Here is a 19,470-nt window from a genome sequence, read left to right on the forward strand (position 1 = left end):
TCGGGCATAAAGAAAGCCCCGCCGAAATCATCCGGCGGGGCTTTCTTTATGCCCGACTATCAAATTTGTCTCAAAATCACAGGTTTCAGGCATTTTAAGTCAATAGGCATCGTGTCGTTATCGGGAAGCCCTTGAGATGTTGTACTTTTAGTTCTCCTAGTTTCAAATCGTTTCATCACCACCTATTTCTTGCCCGTGAGTAAACCTTTTACCTTCCAGAAGCTAAGCTTGGCCCTGCTTGGCCTGCTGCCGCTTTCTGCCTTGCACGCGCAGTCCATTCCGCCCCAGCAGGCCATGGAAAAAGCCCTGGCCGTGCGCAGCCAGTGGGTCGGCCCCGGCTTCGCACCCGCCGACCTGCGCATGAGCAGCGCCTATGCCGATGCCAACGGCTTGGAGCACATCTATGTGCAGCAGCTGTACCAAGGCATTCCGGTGTTCAACAAAATTCAGTCGTTGGCCTTTGTGGGCACGCGGCTGGCCTCGCACACCGGGGCATTTGTGCCGGCCAAACAGCTGGCGGGTGTATCCGCCACGCCGGCCATCACGGCTGCCGTGGCCGTGAGCCGCACCTTGCAGCACCTGGAGCGGCCATTTGGTGCTACTCCGCTCCTTATTAAGGAGGAAGGTGGCCCCGAAGCCCGCCAGACCTTTGCCGCCAGCGGCGTGGCCCGGCAAGACATTGTGGCCAGCCTGACCTGGGCGTTTGACGAGGCCGGCAAGGCCCACCTGACCTGGAACGTGAACATTGACCTGCTCGGCTCGTCCGACTGGTGGAACGTACGGGTAGATGCTGCCACCGGTGCCATCGTGAGCCAGGACAACTGGACCGTGAACGAAGCGGCTGCCTCCCACGCCCGGCCCGCTGTTACGGCTGCGAAAAGTGCTGTAGCCAAGACCACGCAGTTCCTGCCGCCTCCGCCGCCTACTACTACCTCGTCCTCGTTTCTGGTAGTTCCCTTTCCCCGGGAGCGGCCTACCGCCACCAACGGCCTTCAGACCGATACCGACCCGTGGCTGAAAGCCGGGGCCACCAACAACGCCACCACCTACGGCTGGAACTTCGACGGCACCACCAACTACGCCTTCACGCGGGGCAACAACGTGGCGGCCTACGACGACGCGGCCAACACCAACGCGCCCGGCAACTACGCCAACTCGCAGACGGCGGCCCCCGCCCTCAGTTTCAACTACACCCCCGACTTTACCCTCGCGCCCAGCGGCGTGACCAACCGCAACGCGGCCGTGGTGAACCTGTTCTACTGGAACAACATCATCCACGACATTACTTATCAGTATGGCTTCACGGAAGCCGCCGGCAACTTCCAGGCCGATAACCTGGGCCGCGGCGGCAGCGGCAACGACTACGTGAAAGCCGAAGCCCAGGACGGCCTCGGCACCAACAACGCCAACTTCAGCACGCCGGCCGATGGCAGCAGTGGCCGCATGCAGATGTACCTGTGGAGCGCTGCTACCCCGGCTTACTCGCTGACCGTGACGGCTCCCAGCACCGTGGCCGGCAGCTATACGGCCGTGGAAGGCGCCTTTAGCGCCAATAACAGCCTCGCCACCCTGGGCCCCATCTCGGGGCAGCTGGCACTGTACAACGACGCCGGCAACCAGGGCTGCACGGCGACCACCACGTCGCTCACCGGCAAAATCGCGCTGATTTACCGGGGCACCTGCAACTTCTCGGTAAAGGTGAAAAACGCCCAGCTGGCCGGGGCCACCGCCGCCATCGTGATAAACAACGTGGCCGGTGCGCCTTCGGTAATGGGTGGCACCGACAACACGGTGACCATTCCGTCGGTGATGATTTCGCAGGCCGACGGCGCCACCCTCGTGGCCCAGATTGCCAACAACATTCAGGTAACCCTGCCCCGCGCGGCGGCTTCTGGCCCGATGCTGGACGGTGACTTCGACAACGGCATCATGGTGCACGAGTACGGCCATGGCGTGAGCACCCGCCTCACGGGCGGCCCTGCCAACAGCAGCTGCCTCAACAACGCCGAGCAAGGCGGCGAGGGCTGGAGCGACTACCTGGCCCTGATGCTGACCACCGACTGGACCACGGCGGCCCTTACCGACGGCCCCAATGCCCGCCCCGTGGGCACCTACGCCAACGGCCAGACGGCCAACGCCAGCGGCATCCGGCGCTACCCCTACTCCACCAACCTCACGGTGAACCCGCTGACCTACGCCAACGTAGCCGCCAACCCCGAAGTGCACGCCATTGGCGAAATCTGGTGCGCAGTGCTGTGGGACATGACTTGGAACATCATTCAGCAGCGCGGCCGCATCGAGCCCAACCTGTACAACGGCGCGGCCAACGGCGGCAACAACATTGCCCTGCAGCTCGTGTTGCAAGGCATGAAGCTCCAGCCCTGCCAGCCCGGCTTCCTCGACGCCCGCGACGCCATCCTGAGCGCCGACTCGCTGCTTTACCAGGGCCAGTACCACTGCACCATCTGGAGTGCCTTTGCCCGCCGCGGCATGGGCTACAGCGCCGTGGAAGGCTCTTCGGGCAGCGCCACCGACCAAACGGCGGCCTACGACATGCCGCCGCCCGTGACCCTGCAGAAAGTGACGCCGCTGGTTTCAGGCAACACGTTCAGCAACGAATACAAGTTGACCTGCAACTGCAGCGTGCCCACCGCCCCCTACACCCTCACCGACGAGCTGCCCACGGGTATGCAATTCGTGAGCAGCACCACGGGCGGCACGCTCGTTGGCAATAAAGTGACATTCAGCAACCTGACCTTCACCGCACCCGGCCAGACGCGCACGCTGCGCTTCCTTGGCCAGGCGGCTGCGGCCAGCGCCTGCGCCCCGCTCACGCCCGTCAACGACAACCGCGACGCCAGCACCACAGGCGGCTTCGTGGCCGCGCCCATCACGGGCACTTCCACTTTTGCTACCAGCACGGCTCACGCCAACAGCGGCACCACCTCGTGGTGGGCCACGGCGCCGGCCATCCCCACCGATTTCGTGCTGACTTCGGCCCCGTTCACGCCCACGGGCCTGTCGGTGCTCTCATTCTACCACTACTTTGACTTCGAGGGCAGCTACGACGGCGGCACCGTAGAGATTTCCACCAACAACGGTACCACCTGGCAGAATCCGGCCACGCTCTGGATTCAGAATGGCTACAACAGCACCTTTGATGCCACCACCACCGCCCCGGGCCAGAAGTGCTTCTCGGGCCGCAGCGTGACGGGCACCGCCAGCTTCATCCGCTCGGCGCTCGACTTGCGCTCGTTCGCGGGCATGCCCATGCTCGTGCGCTTCCGCACCCGCACCGACAACGGCAGCCCCGGCACATTTGAGGGCTGGTTCATCGATGACATTCAGGTTATCAACGGCTGCGGCGGCAACCAGATTGTGGAGCTCCGCAACGGTGCCAACGTGCTGCAAGGCACCCAGACGGTAACCACCTACCTGACAACCAACACGACAACAGCCCAGAAAGCCGGTTTGGCCCAGGCCAGCGAGTTCACGGCCCAGCCCAACCCCTTTGGTTCGCAGGGCCTGCAGCTTCACCTGAATCTGCCTTCGGCCCAGCCGCAGATGGAGCTCAACCTCTACGACGTGGCCGGCCGCCTGCTGCTGCACCGCACCGTGGAGCGCGTGGGTGCCGGTACCAGCACCCTCACCTGGAACGAAGCCGCTGCCCTGCGCGCCGGCCTCTACCTGGTGCGCCTGCAGCTGCCCGACGGCAGCGCTACCATGCTGCGCGTGGAGCGGGAGTAACCCGTCAGTTTTATTACAAAAAAGGCCCGCTGAATCTCAGCGGGCCTTTTTTGTGGGCTTATTTCCAAGGATTAAACTGAGCCATGTATTGCCAGATGGGCGTGGTCGCGCAGAATGGTTTTCAGAAATGGTGCATCCTGCAAGGTGGTCTGAATGCCGGTAATGGCTTTCACTTTATTGGCGACTTCGTTTAGCAGCAAATAATTCTCCTGCTTGCTGCCGTGGTAGAGCAGCTTGCGAATGAGCGCCACGTCGTGGTCGGACAGCGCAGCGGCCTGGGCAAAGACCGGCTGGTAGCCCGCAATGGCCGCCACTTCGCCGGCCAAAGGGGTGGCATAGTCGGGCCGCTTCTTGAGGCTGATGACGCTGGTGCCGGCCGCGAGGTCGCCCAGGCGCTGGCCCCGGCCGTTGAGCAGGATGGTAATCAGGGCCACCACGCCCGACGTGGCCACGATTTCGATGGGCCGCAGCAGCCAGCGCAGCAGGTAGTCGCCTAGGCCGGCGCGGGTGCCGTCCAGCCGCACCACGCGCAGGTTAAGGGCTTTTTTGCCCAATGACTGGCCGTTGAAAAATACCTCGCAGGCCAGCATGTAGAACGTAGTGGGCAGCAGCGGTATTACCTGGCCGGCGCGCCCGCCGGGGCTCAGGTGGTATTCGCCATTGAGCCAGGCCCAGGCAATAAACCACACGAAATACAGGCCATAGTCGATGAGCGAAGCCAGGATGCGGTCGCCGGCGCTGGCAATTTCATATTCCAGCGAAACGTTTTGGGTGGTCTGAATGCGAATGGTACTCATGAGCGGTAAGGCGGCAACGGGATAATGCGGGGGTCAGGATTCGGCTGCGAAAAGTACGGCGAAGCCGGGCATATAATCAGCCGGACGACAAACCCAGATTGTCGCCTTTTTTTCTGATATTCTGCTACTATCGCCGCTTTTGCTACCTTTAAGGTCCTATTCCACGCCCCATGCGCGAAGCCCTTTTCCTGCGGCAAAACCAGGCCCGCTGGCAGCAATACGAAACCCAGCCCGCCGCCAACCCCGACGAGCTGGCCGCCCGTTTTGTAGCCCTGACCGACGACCTGGCCTACGCCCAAACCTTCTACCCGGAGTCGCCCACCACGGCCTACCTCAACACGCTCACCGGCAAGCTGCACCAGGCCATTTACAAGAACAAGGCCGAGGCCCGGGGCCGCTTCGGGCACTTCTGGGCGCGCGAGCTGCCGCTGGTGGTGAGCCGCCACCAGGGCATACTGGCCTGGACGCTGCTGTTTTTTGTACTCTGCACGGCCCTGGGCGCTCTTTCGGCTGCCTATGACGACACCTTCGTGCGCAGCATCCTCGGCGATGGCTACGTGAACCAGACGCTGGAAAACATCCACAAGGGCGACCCGATGGCCATTTACAAGAGCGACGAGGAAACGTCGATGTTTCTGTTCATCACCTTCAACAACATTAAGGTGGCGCTCACGGCTTTTGCCATGGGCATCACGGCGGGGCTGGGCACGGGCGCGGCGCTGTTCTACAACGGCCTTATGCTGGGCTCGTTTCAGTATTTCTTCTACAAGCAGCACGTGCTGGCCGCCTCGGTGCTCACCATCTGGATTCACGGCACGCTGGAGATTTCGGCCATTGTGCTGGCCGGCGCCGCGGGCTTTGTCATGGCGAAGGGCATTCTGTTTCCGCTCACCCACAGCCGGGCCGAGTCGTTCCGCCACGCGGCCCGCGAGGGCGGCAAGCTGGCGCTGGGGCTGGTGCCCATTTTCGTGCTGGCCGGCTTTCTGGAAAGCTTCGTGACGCGCCACACCGAGATGCCGGTGGCGGTCAGCGTAACTATTATCGGTGGTTCGGCGGCGTTCATTTTGTGGTATTTCGGGTGGTACCCGTGGCGGCTGCGGCGGCAGGGCGCCGCGCTGGCTGCGCCACCCGCAGCGGGCCGCTAGGCCGGCCACCCTGGGTGTTATTTCTTCCTTTTCATTCTTTTCATGATGCGCTTACCCTTTACCCAGGAATCTGATTTTCGCCAGCAGCGGGATTTCGGCCAAAAATTCTCGGCCACGTTTGAATTCATCAGCGCCCATTGGCGGGGCCTGGGGCGGGCCTTGCTCTACATTGTGCTGCCGGCGGCGCTGTTGCGGGGCGTAGCGGCGGCCGTGCTGCAACAGCAGATGCTGCAGGAAACGCTGGGCGCGGTGCGCTCCGGCACCCGCTACTCGCCCAACACAGCCGCGCTGGAGCAGCTGGCCCTGATGGGCCGCATGACGAGCACGCCCCTGTATTGGCTCAACATTTCCGTCAGCTTTGCTTTTGCTACGCTGCTGGTTCTCACCGTGTATAGCTACGTGAAGCTCTGCATGCACCCCGCCCCGACGGACGAGCCCATCACGCCGGGTGAGGTGTGGCAGGGGGTGAAGGAGCATTTTCTGGGCTCGTTTCTGTCGTATTTCGGGCTGGCGCTGCTGGTCATCATTGGCTTCTTCCTGCTGGCGATACCCGGCATTTATTTATCGGTCGCGCTGAGCCTGTTTTTTGTGGTGAAGGTGATGGAAGACACCGGCTTCGGGACCACGCTGAGCCGCTGCCTGCAGCTGATTAAGGGCAAGTGGTGGTCGACTTTCGGCCTGCTTTTCGTGATGCTGCTCATGCTCGGGATTCTGTTTGCGGTGGTGGGGGGCCTGGCGGGCGGCCTCACGCTGGGCATGACGCGCGGCGCGCTGGGCACCGACGGCGCCACCCAGACCTTCAGCGTGTTGCTCATTGTGCTTACCACGCTCGGCGGGGTGCTCAACCTGCTGATTTACCCACCCATTTTGCTAGCCATTGCCTTCCAGTATTTTAACCTGGTGGAACGCCGCGACGGCGTGGGCCTGCGCCACATGGTGAACCAGTTGGGCCAGGCCCCGCCGGCCGTGCGCAACACCGCCTACCGCCCCGACGACGAAGGCGAATACTAGCTTTCGCACCGGCAGCAGCCATGGGTGCTAACTTGCTACAACCTCGTCCTTTTTTCTGTCCTCCTCTCTCCTTCGTGGCTGCTTTTTCATCTTGGTTTCGGGCCTTGTTGCTGCTGCTGGTGCTGGCCGGCCCCACCCGGGCTGCCGTGCCCGAGGCACCCGAGCGGCCCGCCGCCACCCGCCCCTTGCCGCCCGACACCGGCCCGGCCCCGCGCCTGCGCCGGCCCGATGCCGCCCGCCTGCGGGAGCTGCGCGGGCAGCGCGAGTTTCAGTACGTAGAGCCTGCTACCCGCGCCGAACAAAGCGCCTGGAGCCTGTTTTGGGCCCGGGTGTGGCAGACGGTTATTGAGTGGCTGAACAGCCGTAGCTACAGCCACTTCTGGCGCTGGGTGCTCTATGCGCTGTTTCTGGGCGCGGGTGTGTTTGTGGTGCTCAAGCTGCTGCAAATTGACTTCACGGCCCTACTGGGCCGCTCGCCCCGGCGCGTGCCGCTGGCCTACGACACGGCCCCTGAGAACATTCACGAAGTGGATTTTGCCACCCGTCTGGCCGAAGCGGAGGCAGCCGCCAACTGGCGGCTGGCCGTGCGCCTGGGTTACCTGCAACTGCTAAAAAGTTTGTCCGACCGCGGCCTCATCAACTGGCAGCCCGATAAAACCAACCACGCCTACCTGGCCGAATTATCACCCACGGGTTCAATCCGGGCCGATTTTCGCGAAATTACCCGGCAGTTTGAGTTTGTGTGGTACGGCGAGCTGGCCTTGTCGGGGCCGCTATACGAGCGGGTGCGGGACGGGCAGCGCGCTTTCCAAAAACTGGTAGATGGCCCGGCCGCTCGCCGCGCTGCCTGAGTTAATTTTCCTGTCTCATGACTTCGAATTTTCGCTGGTACCTGCTGGGTTTGCTGGCCCTGTTTGGGGCCTACGTGGCGCTGGAATATTACCGGCCCAAGCCCATAGACTGGCGCCCCACGCTCATCAACAAGGACAAGATTCCCTACGGCACCTACGTGCTGTACGACCAGCTGCCGCGCCTGCTCGGCACCGATTCTGTCCAGACCACGCGCCTGCCCATCTACAACCAGCTCACCGGTCTCTCGCTGGAAGTGACCGATGCGCTGGCCGAATCGCAGTCGCGCACCATTACCACCGAAGCCGGCCCGGAGCCTGCTTCCGACTCGACCGTTGCCGCTACGACCAACTCCGATTCAACTTCTGCAACGTCAGGTTCGGTTTCTGAAACTGATTCCGGCACTACGGCCACCGCTTCAACCAGCGCGCCAGCTGCTTCCGAAGAAGGTGCCGACACCGACGAAACCACCACGACGGACAGCACAGCCCGGAGCGAGGATTCAGACGAAGAAGAACCGGAACATGACTGGGTAGCCGAGCACCTGCGCCGGGCTCGCGCCAACTACTTATTTGTAAACACCGAATTCAGCGCAGGCAAGGCCGACGCGCACGCGCTGCTGCGCTTCATTGCCAACGGCAACGACGTGTTTATCGTGGCCGAGAATTTTGGCGATTCCACCAGTGCCTTGCTCGACACGCTGGGCGTGCGCACCCGCACCGTGAAGCTGCCCACCCACGCCGGCCCGCGCGGCCTGCCCGTGCCCGATTCGGTGACGGTGCGTTTCACCAACCCTGCCCTGGCCGGCCCGCGCTACCGCCTGCCGGGCGGCGATGCCAATGTGCGCTTCGTGGTGGATTCGGGCCGCGTGGGCCGCGCACTGGCCACCGATGCGCAGGGCCGCCCCGTGTTTGTGCGCCTCGATTATGGGCGCGGGCACGTGTACCTGTGCTCGGTGCCCATTGCCTTCACCAACCAGTTTGTGCTGCGGCCCGCCAGCAGTCAGTTTGCTGCTACGGCCCTCTCCTACCTGCCCGCCCGGCCCACGTGGTGGGACGAATACCAGAAGCAGGGCCGCCTCGGCGACCAGTCGCTGCTGCGCCTCGTGAGCGGCCACGAAGCCCTGAACACGGCGTGGTATCTGCTCATCATCGGCGGGATATTGTTTGTGCTGGTGGAGGCCCGGCGGCGGCAACGCATCATTCCCACGCTCAAACCGCTGCCTAACACCACGCTGCAGTTTACGCGCACGGTGGCCAGCCTTTACCGCCAGGGCAGCAGCCACGCGCTGATTGCGGAGAAGAAAGTTGGGCTGTTTATGGATTACCTGCGCACCCGCTTTCAGGAAACGAGCCCGGATTTTGGCGACGAGGACTTCCGGGAACGGCTCAGCCAGAAGTCGGGCCTCGCCCGGCCCCGTGTGGATGAGCTGCTGCGACTGGTGAATTTCGCCCGCACCGCCCCGCAGATAAACGACCAGCAATTGCTGCAACTAAGCAGGGCGCTGACTGATTTCAAACGCGAAGCACGCCGCTAACTACTTTTCGCTATGCTCACCGTTGCCAAACTTGCCGTTTTCATCAAATACCGCTGGGATTACCGCCGGTTCAACAAGCAGGGCCTGGCCGAAGAAAAATCATTGCTGGCCGACCTCGACTGGCACGCCCTGGCCGAGTTGCTGCAGGACCTTACGCTTTACCATAAAAACCTCGTTTCCGACGAGTACGCCGTTAAAATTCACGCTACTCTGCGCACCGTTTGCGCCGATGACGAAACCGCCCAGACCTTACTTGGCTACGCCAGCACTTTGTAGATGGAACCCGAAAACCTCGACTTGACTCCCCAATTTCCCGCTCCAGCAATGTCCGAAACAGCCACTCCGATGCCCGCAGTACCGGCCGACGTAACCACCGCTCCCGAAGCCGCCTTTGCCCCGCGCACCAACTTTGCCCGCCTCACGGCCCAAACCGAAGCCATTCGGACTGAAATCGGCAAAATCATCGTCGGCCAGACCGATTTGCTGCAATTGCTGCTCACCGCCGTGCTGGCCGATGGCCACGTGCTGCTCGAAGGCGTGCCCGGCGTGGCCAAAACCCTCATGGCCAAGCTACTGGCCCGCACGCTGGCCGTGCCGTTCAGCCGCATCCAGTTCACCCCCGATTTGATGCCGAGCGATGTGCTGGGCACCTCCGTATTCCAGCAGAATAAGGCTGATTTCGAGTTTCGGCCCGGTCCTATTTTCGCCAGCGTGGTCCTGATTGACGAAATCAACCGCGCGCCGGCCAAGACACAATCCGCGCTGTTTGAGGTGATGGAGGAGCGCACCGTGACCCAGGATGGCACTACCTACGCCATGCAGGAGCCCTTCCTGGTGCTGGCCACCCAAAACCCCGTGGAGCAGGAAGGCACCTACCGTCTGCCCGAAGCCCAGCTCGACCGTTTCCTGTTCAAGCTGCACGTGGGCTACCCCACGCTGGCGGAGGAAGTGCAGATTCTGACCGGTCACCACGACGGCCAGGGCAGCACCAATTTGGAAGCCGTGCAGCCCATCCTCAGCGCCGCCGACCTGACCCAGCTGCGCCAGCAAGTGCGCCAGCAGCGCGTGGAGGCCAATATTCTGGAATACATCGCCAAGCTGGTGGGCCAGACGCGGGCGCACAAGTCGCTGTATTTAGGTGCTTCGCCCCGCGCCTCGCTCGCGCTGTTGAACGGCGCGAAAGCCCTGGCCGCCCTGCGCGGCCGCGACTTCGTGACGCCGGAAGATGTGCAGTTTCTGGCTCCCAGCGTGCTGCGCCACCGCATTATGCTCACGCCGGAGCGCGAGATGGAAGGCGGCACGCCCGATGAGGTGGTGAAGCAGATTATTCAGAGTGTGGAAGTGCCGCGGTAATCATGAGGTATTCCACCGAGTGGCTGCTCGACCAGTTGGCGCAGGATGCCCGCGTCAAGTACTTGTTCTTCTGGGGTAATCAGCCCAGCAAGGACGGCACCATCACTAAATCCTGCCTGAGCCAGTGGTGGCTGGCCGATTTTGTGGTGGCCGGCGTCACTTACCGTTCGACTGAGCACTGGATGATGGCGGAAAAGGCACGGCTGTTCGGCGACGATAATGCCCTGGCTTTGATTTTGGCAGCTAAAAGCCCCGCCGAAGCAAAAAAGCTAGGCCGCGAAATCCAGAATTTTGAACCTGAAACCTGGGAAGCACGCAAGGTAGAAATCGTGATTGCCGGCAACCTGCACAAATTCGGGCAACACCCGAATCTGGCGAAATTCCTTCTTTCTACCAATGACCGGGTGCTCGTTGAAGCCAGTCCGGTGGATACTATTTGGGGCATTGGGCTGGCTGCTGACTCGGCGGATGCGGTCGACCCAAGCCGTTGGTTGGGACCCAATTTGTTGGGCTTTGCCCTGATGGAAGTGCGCGACGAATTGCGGCGACGATAACCGAGGGCTGCCGTTGCAGGTTGTACTTCATCCAGCCCGCATTTCGACCGGCTGTTTTTATTCCTTACCCGTTGTCTCATGGACGTTCAACTCACCGATAAAACCGTTCTCATCACCGCTTCTACTGGCGGCATTGGCCTGGAAATGGCCCGCGCCTTTGCCCGTGAAGGCGCCAAAGTCATTATCAACGGCCGCTCCGAGGCCAGCGTGACCCAGGCCATTGCCGAGCTGCAAAAAGAGTTTCCCCAGGCGCAGCTGCTGCCCTTGGCCGCCGACAATGGCACGGCGCAAGGCACCGCCCGCACCATTGCGCAATATCCCGAAGTGGACGTGCTCATCAACAACCTGGGTATTTACGAGGCCACCGATTTCTTCGATACCACCGACGAAGCCTGGCAGCGCCTGTTTGAAGTGAACATGATGAGCGGCGTGCGCCTGAGCCGCCACTACCTGCGCGGCATGCTGGCCCGCAACACTGGCCGTATCCTGTTCATCAGCAGTGAATCGGCCCTGAACCCGGCCCCCGAAATGGCCCACTACAGCGCCACCAAGCTTATGCAGCTCTCCATTTCGCGCAGCTTGGCCGAGTTGACCAAGGGTACTGCCGTGACAGTAAATACGCTAATGCCCGGCTCGACGCACACGCCCGGCGTAGAAGAATTCATCCGTCAGGTATTCCCCAACGAAGCCGACTACGCCGCCGCCGAGCGCCGCTTCATGGCCGAAAATCGGCCCACCTCGCTCATCGGCCGCCTCATTCAGCCCAAAGAAATTGCTGATTTTGCGGTGTTCGTGGCCAGCCCGCTGGCCGGAGCCATCAACGGCGCGGCCCTGCGCGTAGATGGCGGCATCGTGCGCAGCGCAGTGTAGCAGGCGCGATTGTAGCGCGGCCTTTTAGTCTGCGTCCCCGAACGATTTCAGCGGCGTGGGGACGCGGACTAAAAGGCCGCGCTACAATGTGCCGCAGGTTGGTGTGAAATTGCCGAATATTGCCTTTCCCCTCACGCCAGCTACCCTTGACGCTGTTTCTTACCTCCCGTTTTTTTCAGGTGCTGGCGGCCATTGCCACCGGCTTTGTGGTGGCTTTTTTTCTGCCCTGGCTGCTGGGGCCGATGAAAATTGTGCTCGGCCTGTTCGTGGTGCTGGCTTTGCTTGATGCGCTGTTGCTTTACGCGCCCGTTAAAGGGCAGGCCGCACCGGTATTTGGCCGGCGGGTGCTCGGCGAGAAGTTAGCCAACGGCTCGGATAACGACGTGCGGATTTACCTCGAAAATCGCTACCGGTTTTCCATCCAAACCGAAACGATTGATGAAATTCCGCATCAGTTTCAGCGGCGCGACGTGCTCTTCAAAACCACCATCCGGCCCGGCGAAACGCAGATTATCGACTACCAGTTGCGGCCCACCAAGCGCGGTGAGTACGAGTTTGGGGCGCTGAATATTTACGCGGCCTCGCCGCTGGGGCTGGTGCGGCGGCGGTTTCGCTACGCGCAGGGCAAGGTGGTTCCGGTGTACCCGTCCTTCCTGCAAATGCGGCAGTACGAGCTACTGGCCATCCACAACCGCCTCACGGAAGTGGGCGTGAAGCGCATCCGGCGGGTGGGCCACAGCATGGAATTCGAGCAAATCAGGCCCTACGTACCCGGCGATGACCCACGCAGCCTGAACTGGAAAGCCACCGCCCGCCGCGCCGGCACCGGGGCCGATGACGCGCTGGTGGTGAACCACTTCCAGGACGAGCGCGCCCAGCAGGTCTATTGCCTCATCGACAAAGGCCGCGTGATGCGGATGCCGTTCGACGGCTTGAGTCTGCTTGACTACGCCATCAACGCCACGCTGGTGGTCAGCAACATTGCGCTGCTCAAGCACGATAAAGCCGGCCTGCTCACCTTCTCGAACCGCCCCGGCGCCGCGCTGGCCGCCGACCGCCGCCCCGGCCACCTGCTGAAGCTGCTCGAAATCCTCTACCGCCAGAAAACCAAGTACCTCGAAACCGATTTTGAGCTGCTCTACGCCACAGTGCGGGCCAAAATCAAGCAGCGCAGCCTGCTGATTCTGTTCACCAATTTCGAAACGCTGCACGGCATGCAGCGCCAGCTACCCTACCTGCGCCGTTTGGCCAAAGACCACCTGCTGCTGGTGGTGTTCTTCGAAAACACTGAGCTGCGGACCTTCCTTGAAGCGCCCGCGGCCACCACGGAGGATGTGTACAATCAGACCATTGCCGAGAAATTCGCCCAGGAAAAACGCCAGATTGTGCTCGAACTGCAGCGCTACGGCATTTATTCCTTATTGACAGCGCCCAAGGATTTGACTGCGAACACCATCAACAAGTACCTGGAGTTCAAAGCCCGGGGCCTGATATAAATCGGCGGACTACTCATCGAAACCGGCCAGTTGGGCATCGTCGAACCGCATGGCGGCCTGGCCATGGTGCAGAAACACCACTGTGATGTGGTCGAACTCCTCGTGCGGGGCCTTGATGTAGAACCGCAGCTCCTGGGGCACGTTGGGCTGCAATACTCGCTGAAACTGCACGGTGCGCTCGCGCACCACGCGCGGCCCCTGGCAAAACCGAACCACGAACTGGGTCATCTTGCCCTCAATCCACTCGGTTTGGCTGGTGCTGGCCACGGCCTGGCCCTGCACCCACCTGAACTGCCCCGGCCGGGTCGGAATATTGAAATCAGCACTTTGCGGATGGGCGGCATCGAGCAACAGGGAGCAAGTACCGCGTAGCGCGGGCTGTCCGCAACCGGCGTTGCCGGCCAGAGTTTCAAAATCCTGCTTCCAAAGCACCTGATAGTTGCGGGGAGTACCGGTAAAATCGTAGTTTGTATCGAGCAGCAGGCGGGTTTCGGGAGGCACATCGTAGCGGCCCAGAATGCGCCACCAGTAGGCCCGCGTCATCTGGCCAGCCACCAACAGCCCCCCTAGGTGGGCCTGGTAAGTCAGCCAGAGATTGTAATAGCAGCCCAGCACCGCGAAAGCACCGTAGGCCAGTAGCCAGGGCCGCCGGGCCAGTAGCCACTGATGGGCCGCCGCGAACGGCCAGGCCAGCACCGCATAGCTCTGCACCATGGCCCGCTGGCCCAGCGAGCCGCCGTACAGCCATTCATCCCAGGCAAAGGTGACGTAGGTGAACAGGGCGATGAAAACGAGTAGCGGCCAAAAGGCGGCGGGTTGCTGCCGGCGCAGCGCCATAAAGCCCAGCAGCGCCACCACCAACAGCGGGGAGTACAGCAGCCAGCCGCTTTTGAAGCTGAAGATGCCGTCCCATAAATGCGGCCGCAGCCAGCTAAACCCCTGCTGCTGGTAGCTATACACTATCCAGTCGCCACTCACGTAGTGCCAGTACAGTGGCTGCACGCTTAAAATGACGGCCCCAATTAATCCGGCGGCGAGCAGTAATGTCCAGTGCTGCTGCCAGAACGCCAGCCGTTCGCGCACAGCCGGACCAGTAGGCCGCAGGCCCCAAAGCAGCGGAATGAGCAAGGCCAGCAGTTCGGTGGGCCGCGTCAGGGCCATCAGGCCCACAATGGCCCCAATGGCCAGCGCCCGGCCCCGGGTAGGCTGCCGGTAGAAGGCCGGGGTAAGCAGCAGCAACGCGGCGTACCAGGTAAAAAGCCAGTTATGCGTCATGGCTCCGCCGATGGCAGTGTAGTCCAGATAGTTGGTCCCCAGCACGATGCCTAGCAGCGTAAGCGCCGTGGGCCATTCGCCGAAGCGCGGGCGCAACACCCGTCGCACCAGCCCCAGCCCCAGAATGGACATCAGCACGCTGGCCCCGAGAATAGCGAGCTGATACGGCGGCGAAAAGCCATCGACGGGGTAGCCCAAAGGAGCGGCCAGTGCGTGCGCTACCAGAAAAAACGGCAGGTACTGCACGGCCATGCCCGCCGAATACTTCATCACGTAGTGTCCACTGCCGGGGTGCCGAAACGCCTGCTGAAAATCGGGCGTTGGGGCGTACTCCTGCATCATCTGGTCTTTAAAGGCCAGGTTTTGAAGGTCGTGGTGAATAAAAACAGCGGGCAGGTAGAGGTAGTAGCCCGACACATCCCAACCAATGACGGCGCCCGAGTTTTTGGTATTCCAGCGCGGCACAAGGCCGAAGGCGATGGTTGCGATAAACAGGCTGCAAAACAGCCAGGCCAGCCAGGAGGGTGATTTCATGCGAGGATAAATAGCCTGATTTAGGCGCAAGTTGGACACAAAGTCACGTTCCCAGGCGGCGCGATGCCGTACTTTGGGCCGATGACAAGATTCTGGCTTACCTTCCTCTTTCTCGGCTGGCTCGGCCTGTGGCCCGGGGCGGGCAGCGCCCAGTCGGCTTCGCCCTTGCTCCCGCTGCCCGCCGACACGCACTGGGGCAAGGGCCAGTTGCCGCTAAAAACCCCTCTGAAACTACAGCTCGACGCTACGGCCGCCCCCAGCGTGCGCGACGCGGCCCGCCGCCTGCTCACGCGCCTGCAAGGGCCTGCCGAACCGGCCAAAGGCCCCGTGCTGCAAATCCGCTACGGCCGGGTGGGCCGGCCCGAGCTGTTTGACGAAGAGCGGTATTCGCTGCGCGTGACACCGATGGGCGTGAGCATCGACGCCCCCACCAGCCTGGGCGTACTGCGGGCGCTGGCCACCCTGGAGCAGCTGCCGCGCACCGATAAGAAAGTCCGCTATTTGCCCGAAGTTGATATCCGAGACCAGCCGCGCTTTGCCTGGCGCGGGCTGCTGATTGACGCAGCCCGGCACTTTATGCCGGTAGCTGTCATCAAGCGCAACCTCGACGGCATGGCGGCCGTGAAGCTGAACGTGCTGCACTGGCACCTGACCGACGACCAGGGCTTCCGCATCGAAAGCAAAGTTTTTCCGCGCCTGCAAACCGTGGGCAGCACCGACGGGCTTTTTTATACCCAGGCCGAAGTGCGCGAGGTGGTGGCCTATGCAGCGGCGCGCGGTATCCGGGTGGTGCCGGAGTTTGACATGCCCAGCCACACCACCAGCTGGATTGTGGCCTACCCGCGCCTGGCCTCCAACGACTCGGTGTATGCGCCCTACACGCGCTGGCGCACCACCAACGTGGCCATCGACCCCACCCGCGAAACCACCTACACCTTCCTCGATTCGCTGCTGACTGAGATGACGACGCTGTTTCCGGACCCGTATTTCCACGCCGGCGGCGACGAGAACGACGGCCGCAACTGGCGGCGCACCCCGCGCATTGTGGCCTGGATGCAGGCCCATAAAATGGTGAAAGCCGACGGCAAAACCGTGGACAAGCACCAATTGCAAACCTATTTCAACCGGCGCGTGATGGCGATGCTGCAACAGCGCGGCAAAACCATGATTGGCTGGGATGAAATTCTCGGCCCCGACCTGCCGAAAGAGGCCATCATCCAAAGCTGGCGCGGCAAAAAAGGCCTGAACGACGCCGTTAAGCTGGGCCATCCTTCGCTGCTTTCCAGTGGCTATTATCTGGATTTGAATTTGACTGCGGCCAGCTCCTACCTCACCGACCCGCTGCCGCCTGACACGCCCCTCACGCCCGCCGAGCAAAGGCTGGTGCTGGGTGGCGAGGCCGCGATGTGGGCCGAATACGCCGACTCGGTGGTGCTCGATTCGCGCATCTGGCCCCGGGCGGGGGCCGTGGCTGAGCGGCTGTGGTCGCCGCAGGCCGCGACCCAAAGCGTGGCCGATATGTACCGCCGACTGAACGTCTTGTCTCCTCAGCTCGAAACGCTGGGGTTACGTCATCGCCGCGTGCCCGAGCTGCTACTCAAGCAACTGGCCGGCACCGGCAATGTGGTTCCGCTGCGCACGCTGGCCGAAGTTATTGAGCCCGTCAAAGAGTACAAACGCAATTTCCAGGGCTTCAACTACACTACCGCCACGCCACTCAACCGCCTGGTGGACGCCGCGCCGGCCGAATCGGAAGTAGCGCGCCGCTTCGGCGTGCTGGTGGATAGCGTGGTGGCATTCAAGCCGGCTTCGCCTAACTGGCTGCCGGCCTCGTTGCGCCAGTTGGCGGCGTTGCGCGCCCAGGCCGTGCGCTGGCAGGCGAATGATGTATTGCTCCAACCCCTGCTCGCCGCCAATCCCAGCCTGACGGAATACAGCCCGCTTTCTACCCGGCTGGCTGCTGTAGGCAAAGTGGTACAGGAGCGCCTTACGCAGTTGCAAACCGGCCAGTCACCCTCTCTGGCGTGGCTGGCAGCCGCCCGTGCCACGCTGGATGCCGCCCAAGCCCCCGCCGGCCAGGCCGAGCTGGCCGTGGTGAAAGCGGCCCGCAAGCTGGCCGGGCTGTAGAGCCGCATATTTGCGTTTCCACAGCCATCTTGCTTTGCCTACTTCTTCGTTACGTCTGCTGCGCCTGGGCATACTTCTGGCCCTGCTGCCCTTTCTGCTGCTCACCGCGTTCAACCAGCCGTTTTTCGACGACTTCCGCAATGCGTATTGGATGCGGGAGCACGGCACCTGGGGCGTGCAGCTGTGGCTGTTTCAAACCTGGACCGGGCGCTTCACTACCACCTTCATCATGACGGTGCTGAACCCTGTGGCCTACGGCTGGCTGGGCGGCGTGAAAGTGGTGGCGGCGGGTGCGTTTATTGCACTGTGGGCCAGTCTGGCGCATTTACTGCGGGCGCTGTGGCATACGGCTTTGCATAGGGCATGCTCCTGGGGCCAGGCGCTGTGGGCGGCGGGGCTGCTGCTGGCGCTGTTCTGCAACGCCGCGCCCTCACCATTCTCGTTTCTGTACTGGTTCTGCGGCATCGTGGCTTATCAATTGCCGCTGATGGGGCTGCTGAATTTCACGGCTTTGGCCCTTCGGGCGGGCTGGGGGCCGCCGCCTACGCAGTGGCGCAATGCCGGCCTGGCCTGCCTGCCGCTGGTGCTGGCCCTCACCGGCAACGAGCTGACGCTGGTGCAGGCCGTGCCCGTGCTGGCGCTGCTGGGCTTCGCCCTGCCCCGGTCCGCCCGGCCCAAGCTGCTATTGTGGCTCGGCATCGGCGCGGCGGCCACCGCACTGGCGGCTGCCGCGCCCGGCAACTGGGCCCGCGTTGCCGCCATGGCTCCGCCTTCCGACCCTTACCACGCCTACCGTTGGCTGGTACTGGCCCCCCGCGCCACTTATTCAATGGCCCAGTTTCTGGGCAAACCCCTTATTGTGTGCAGCACGCTGGCGGCCGGAATAGCCGGCCTGTGGCTTGGCCGCCAACAATTACATGATGGCCAATCCTTTATTTCGCTTCCCCGCCAATATTGGACTGCGCTGCTGCTGGCTTTTGGCACCCTGAATTTTATCGGTTTCCTGCTATTCCGTCACCTTGTGGTTGGGCCGCCATTGCCTCGTGCTCAAAACGAAATTCTGCTTGTACTTCTGCTTTCTACGGCCGGGCTGGGGTGGCTGGCGGGGCAGCACCTTCGGCCCTCAACTGCTGTGACGAAGGCCCGGCAGCTACCAATTCAACTGCTGTTGCTACTGCTTTTCATGGTCGCTTTGGGGGCCGGCCATACGCCCGAAGCCTGGCGGGAGCTGGCCACCAGCGCCGCCCCATTTGAGGCCCAGATGCAGGCGCGCTTTGCCACGTTGCGGGCGGCGCACCAAGCCGGTACCCCACAAGTTACGCTGCCGCCGCTACGCCTGCGCTACGGCCGGGTGCTGGCCCCGCTGCGTCAATTCAGCTCGGATATTGAGTTCGATATCGACCTCACGCCGGGCTGCGCGGGCAATATTAACGGTGTGATGGAGCGCTACTTCGAGGTACCCGACGTGTGCTGCGACGTAACCGCGCCGCCATTGCCCGCCGTTCAATAACCCCGGGCCAATAGTTCAGATTAGCCCCTTCGCGGCTAACTTGCCTATTATGCAAGCAGAAATTACCCGGGCGCTGGCCAACCTCGACTTCACGGCCATCGACTTTGAAACCGCCAACGAGCGGCGTGACAGTGCCTGCGCCGTGGGCGTAGTGCGGGTGCGCGGCGGCCAGATTGTGGAAACGTACGCCACCCTGCTGCGCCCCCGTGTGCTGCGCGTGGACTGGCGCAACCAGCAGGTTCACGGCATTTCGGAAGCCGAGCTGCACCACGCCCCCAGCCTGGCCGACGTGTGGCCCCAGCTCCTGCCTTACCTGCACCAGCAGCCCGTAGCGGCCCACAATTCGGCCTTCGACGTGAGCGTGCTCGAATACACTTGCCGCGATTTCGGCCTGCCCATTCCCGCCTTCCATGCCCTGTGCTCGGTGAAGCTCGCCAAGGTGTGCTGGCCCCATTTCGAGCGCCACAAGCTCGACCACGTGGCCGGGCAGTTCGGCATTCCCCTCAGCCACCACGACGCGCTGAGCGACGCCCGCGCCTGCGCCGAAATCACCGTGCGCGCTTTCCGCTCGGGCACGGCGCTGCCGCTGTGCTTCAAGCAGCGCGAGCTCACGGCCGGACTGGCGGCGCGGGCCGCCAAGCAGCGCATGGCGCTGGCCCGCTAGA

Annotated in this window: 15 protein-coding genes; 13 read left to right on the forward strand and 2 right to left on the reverse strand. The window is 62.6% G+C overall.

Annotated elements, in window-relative coordinates; all coding sequences use genetic code 11:
• The first annotated feature begins 195 nt into the window (after positions 1-195).
• Entirely contained in the window at positions 196-3,747 is a 3,552-nt protein-coding gene (locus tag ACYU7Q_RS07795; RefSeq protein ID WP_460608882.1) for a M36 family metallopeptidase, read from the forward strand.
• Between the two features lie 71 nt (positions 3,748-3,818).
• Here ACYU7Q_RS07795 and ACYU7Q_RS07800 read toward each other — a convergent pair whose 3' ends face one another.
• The gene (locus ACYU7Q_RS07800) at positions 3,819-4,544 is read right to left on the reverse strand and encodes an RDD family protein (protein ID WP_460608883.1); all 726 of its coding nucleotides are present in this window, start codon (positions 4,542-4,544) and stop codon (positions 3,819-3,821) included.
• A 170-nt stretch (positions 4,545-4,714) separates the two neighbouring features.
• Here ACYU7Q_RS07800 and ACYU7Q_RS07805 point away from each other — a divergent pair, with 170 nt between their 5' ends.
• The 9 genes from ACYU7Q_RS07805 to ACYU7Q_RS07845 all read left to right on the forward strand — a co-directional run bounded on the left by ACYU7Q_RS07805 (position 4,715) and on the right by ACYU7Q_RS07845 (position 13,359).
• Positions 4,715-5,689 (forward strand): stage II sporulation protein M, encoded by a 975-nt coding sequence (locus tag ACYU7Q_RS07805; RefSeq protein ID WP_460608884.1) that lies wholly within the window; start codon positions 4,715-4,717, stop codon positions 5,687-5,689.
• 45 nt (positions 5,690-5,734) lie between these two features.
• Positions 5,735-6,700 (forward strand): hypothetical protein, encoded by a 966-nt coding sequence (locus ACYU7Q_RS07810; RefSeq protein ID WP_460608885.1) that lies wholly within the window; start codon positions 5,735-5,737, stop codon positions 6,698-6,700.
• A 74-nt stretch (positions 6,701-6,774) separates the two neighbouring features.
• Positions 6,775-7,551, forward strand: a complete 777-nt coding sequence (locus tag ACYU7Q_RS07815) for a DUF4129 domain-containing protein (protein ID WP_460608886.1) — start codon at positions 6,775-6,777, stop codon at positions 7,549-7,551.
• Positions 7,552-7,568: 17 nt separating this feature from the next.
• Positions 7,569-9,086, forward strand: coding sequence for a DUF4350 domain-containing protein (locus ACYU7Q_RS07820; RefSeq protein WP_460608887.1), 1,518 nt, complete (start codon positions 7,569-7,571; stop codon positions 9,084-9,086).
• A gap of 12 nt (positions 9,087-9,098) precedes the next feature.
• Complete coding sequence (locus ACYU7Q_RS07825; RefSeq protein ID WP_460608888.1) at positions 9,099-9,362, forward strand: hypothetical protein; 264 nt, start codon at positions 9,099-9,101, stop codon at positions 9,360-9,362.
• A gap of 69 nt (positions 9,363-9,431) precedes the next feature.
• Positions 9,432-10,439 carry an AAA family ATPase gene (locus ACYU7Q_RS07830; RefSeq protein ID WP_460609880.1) on the forward strand — a complete coding sequence of 336 codons (1,008 nt, stop codon included), beginning with the start codon at positions 9,432-9,434 and terminating at the stop codon, positions 10,437-10,439.
• Between the two features lie 35 nt (positions 10,440-10,474).
• Entirely contained in the window at positions 10,475-10,993 is a 519-nt protein-coding gene (locus ACYU7Q_RS07835; RefSeq protein ID WP_460608889.1) for an NADAR family protein, read from the forward strand.
• Positions 10,994-11,071: 78 nt separating this feature from the next.
• Positions 11,072-11,863, forward strand: coding sequence for an SDR family NAD(P)-dependent oxidoreductase (locus ACYU7Q_RS07840; protein ID WP_460608890.1), 792 nt, complete (start codon positions 11,072-11,074; stop codon positions 11,861-11,863).
• A 146-nt stretch (positions 11,864-12,009) separates the two neighbouring features.
• On the forward strand, positions 12,010-13,359 hold the full coding sequence (locus ACYU7Q_RS07845; protein ID WP_460608891.1) for a DUF58 domain-containing protein: 1,350 nt from the start codon (positions 12,010-12,012) through the stop codon (positions 13,357-13,359).
• A 9-nt stretch (positions 13,360-13,368) separates the two neighbouring features.
• Here the strand turns inward: ACYU7Q_RS07845 and ACYU7Q_RS07850 are convergent, their stop codons facing one another.
• Complete coding sequence (locus ACYU7Q_RS07850) at positions 13,369-15,168, reverse strand: DUF2339 domain-containing protein (RefSeq protein ID WP_460608892.1); 1,800 nt, start codon at positions 15,166-15,168, stop codon at positions 13,369-13,371.
• An 81-nt stretch (positions 15,169-15,249) separates the two neighbouring features.
• Between ACYU7Q_RS07850 and ACYU7Q_RS07855 the strand changes: the two genes are divergently transcribed.
• From ACYU7Q_RS07855 to ACYU7Q_RS07865, 3 genes are read left to right on the forward strand one after another with little or no spacing between them, the layout of a single operon-like run.
• Entirely contained in the window at positions 15,250-17,295 is a 2,046-nt protein-coding gene (locus tag ACYU7Q_RS07855) for a beta-N-acetylhexosaminidase (protein ID WP_460608893.1), read from the forward strand.
• A gap of 34 nt (positions 17,296-17,329) precedes the next feature.
• Positions 17,330-18,805 carry a hypothetical protein gene (locus tag ACYU7Q_RS07860; protein WP_460608894.1) on the forward strand — a complete coding sequence of 492 codons (1,476 nt, stop codon included), beginning with the start codon at positions 17,330-17,332 and terminating at the stop codon, positions 18,803-18,805.
• 49 nt (positions 18,806-18,854) lie between these two features.
• Positions 18,855-19,469, forward strand: coding sequence for a 3'-5' exonuclease (locus ACYU7Q_RS07865; RefSeq protein WP_460608895.1), 615 nt, complete (start codon positions 18,855-18,857; stop codon positions 19,467-19,469).
• The last annotated feature ends 1 nt before the right edge of the window (position 19,470 follow it).

It is taken from the genome of Hymenobacter terrigena (assembly GCF_054776515.1).

Bases quoted from the DNA above. Each gene is read 5' to 3' on its own strand.
- ACYU7Q_RS07800 (WP_460608883.1), bottom strand. From the start codon at position 4,544: ATGAGTACCATTCGCATTCAGACCACCCAAAACGTTTCGCTGGAATAT.
- ACYU7Q_RS07805 (WP_460608884.1), top strand. From the start codon at position 4,715: ATGCGCGAAGCCCTTTTCCTGCGGCAAAACCAGGCCCGCTGGCAGCAA.
- ACYU7Q_RS07810 (WP_460608885.1), top strand. From the start codon at position 5,735: ATGCGCTTACCCTTTACCCAGGAATCTGATTTTCGCCAGCAGCGGGAT.
- ACYU7Q_RS07820 (WP_460608887.1), top strand. From the start codon at position 7,569: ATGACTTCGAATTTTCGCTGGTACCTGCTGGGTTTGCTGGCCCTGTTT.
- ACYU7Q_RS07825 (WP_460608888.1), top strand. From the start codon at position 9,099: ATGCTCACCGTTGCCAAACTTGCCGTTTTCATCAAATACCGCTGGGAT.
- ACYU7Q_RS07830 (WP_460609880.1), top strand. From the start codon at position 9,432: ATGCCCGCAGTACCGGCCGACGTAACCACCGCTCCCGAAGCCGCCTTT.
- ACYU7Q_RS07840 (WP_460608890.1), top strand. From the start codon at position 11,072: ATGGACGTTCAACTCACCGATAAAACCGTTCTCATCACCGCTTCTACT.
- ACYU7Q_RS07850 (WP_460608892.1), bottom strand. From the start codon at position 15,168: ATGAAATCACCCTCCTGGCTGGCCTGGCTGTTTTGCAGCCTGTTTATC.
- ACYU7Q_RS07855 (WP_460608893.1), top strand. From the start codon at position 15,250: ATGACAAGATTCTGGCTTACCTTCCTCTTTCTCGGCTGGCTCGGCCTG.
- ACYU7Q_RS07865 (WP_460608895.1), top strand. From the start codon at position 18,855: ATGCAAGCAGAAATTACCCGGGCGCTGGCCAACCTCGACTTCACGGCC.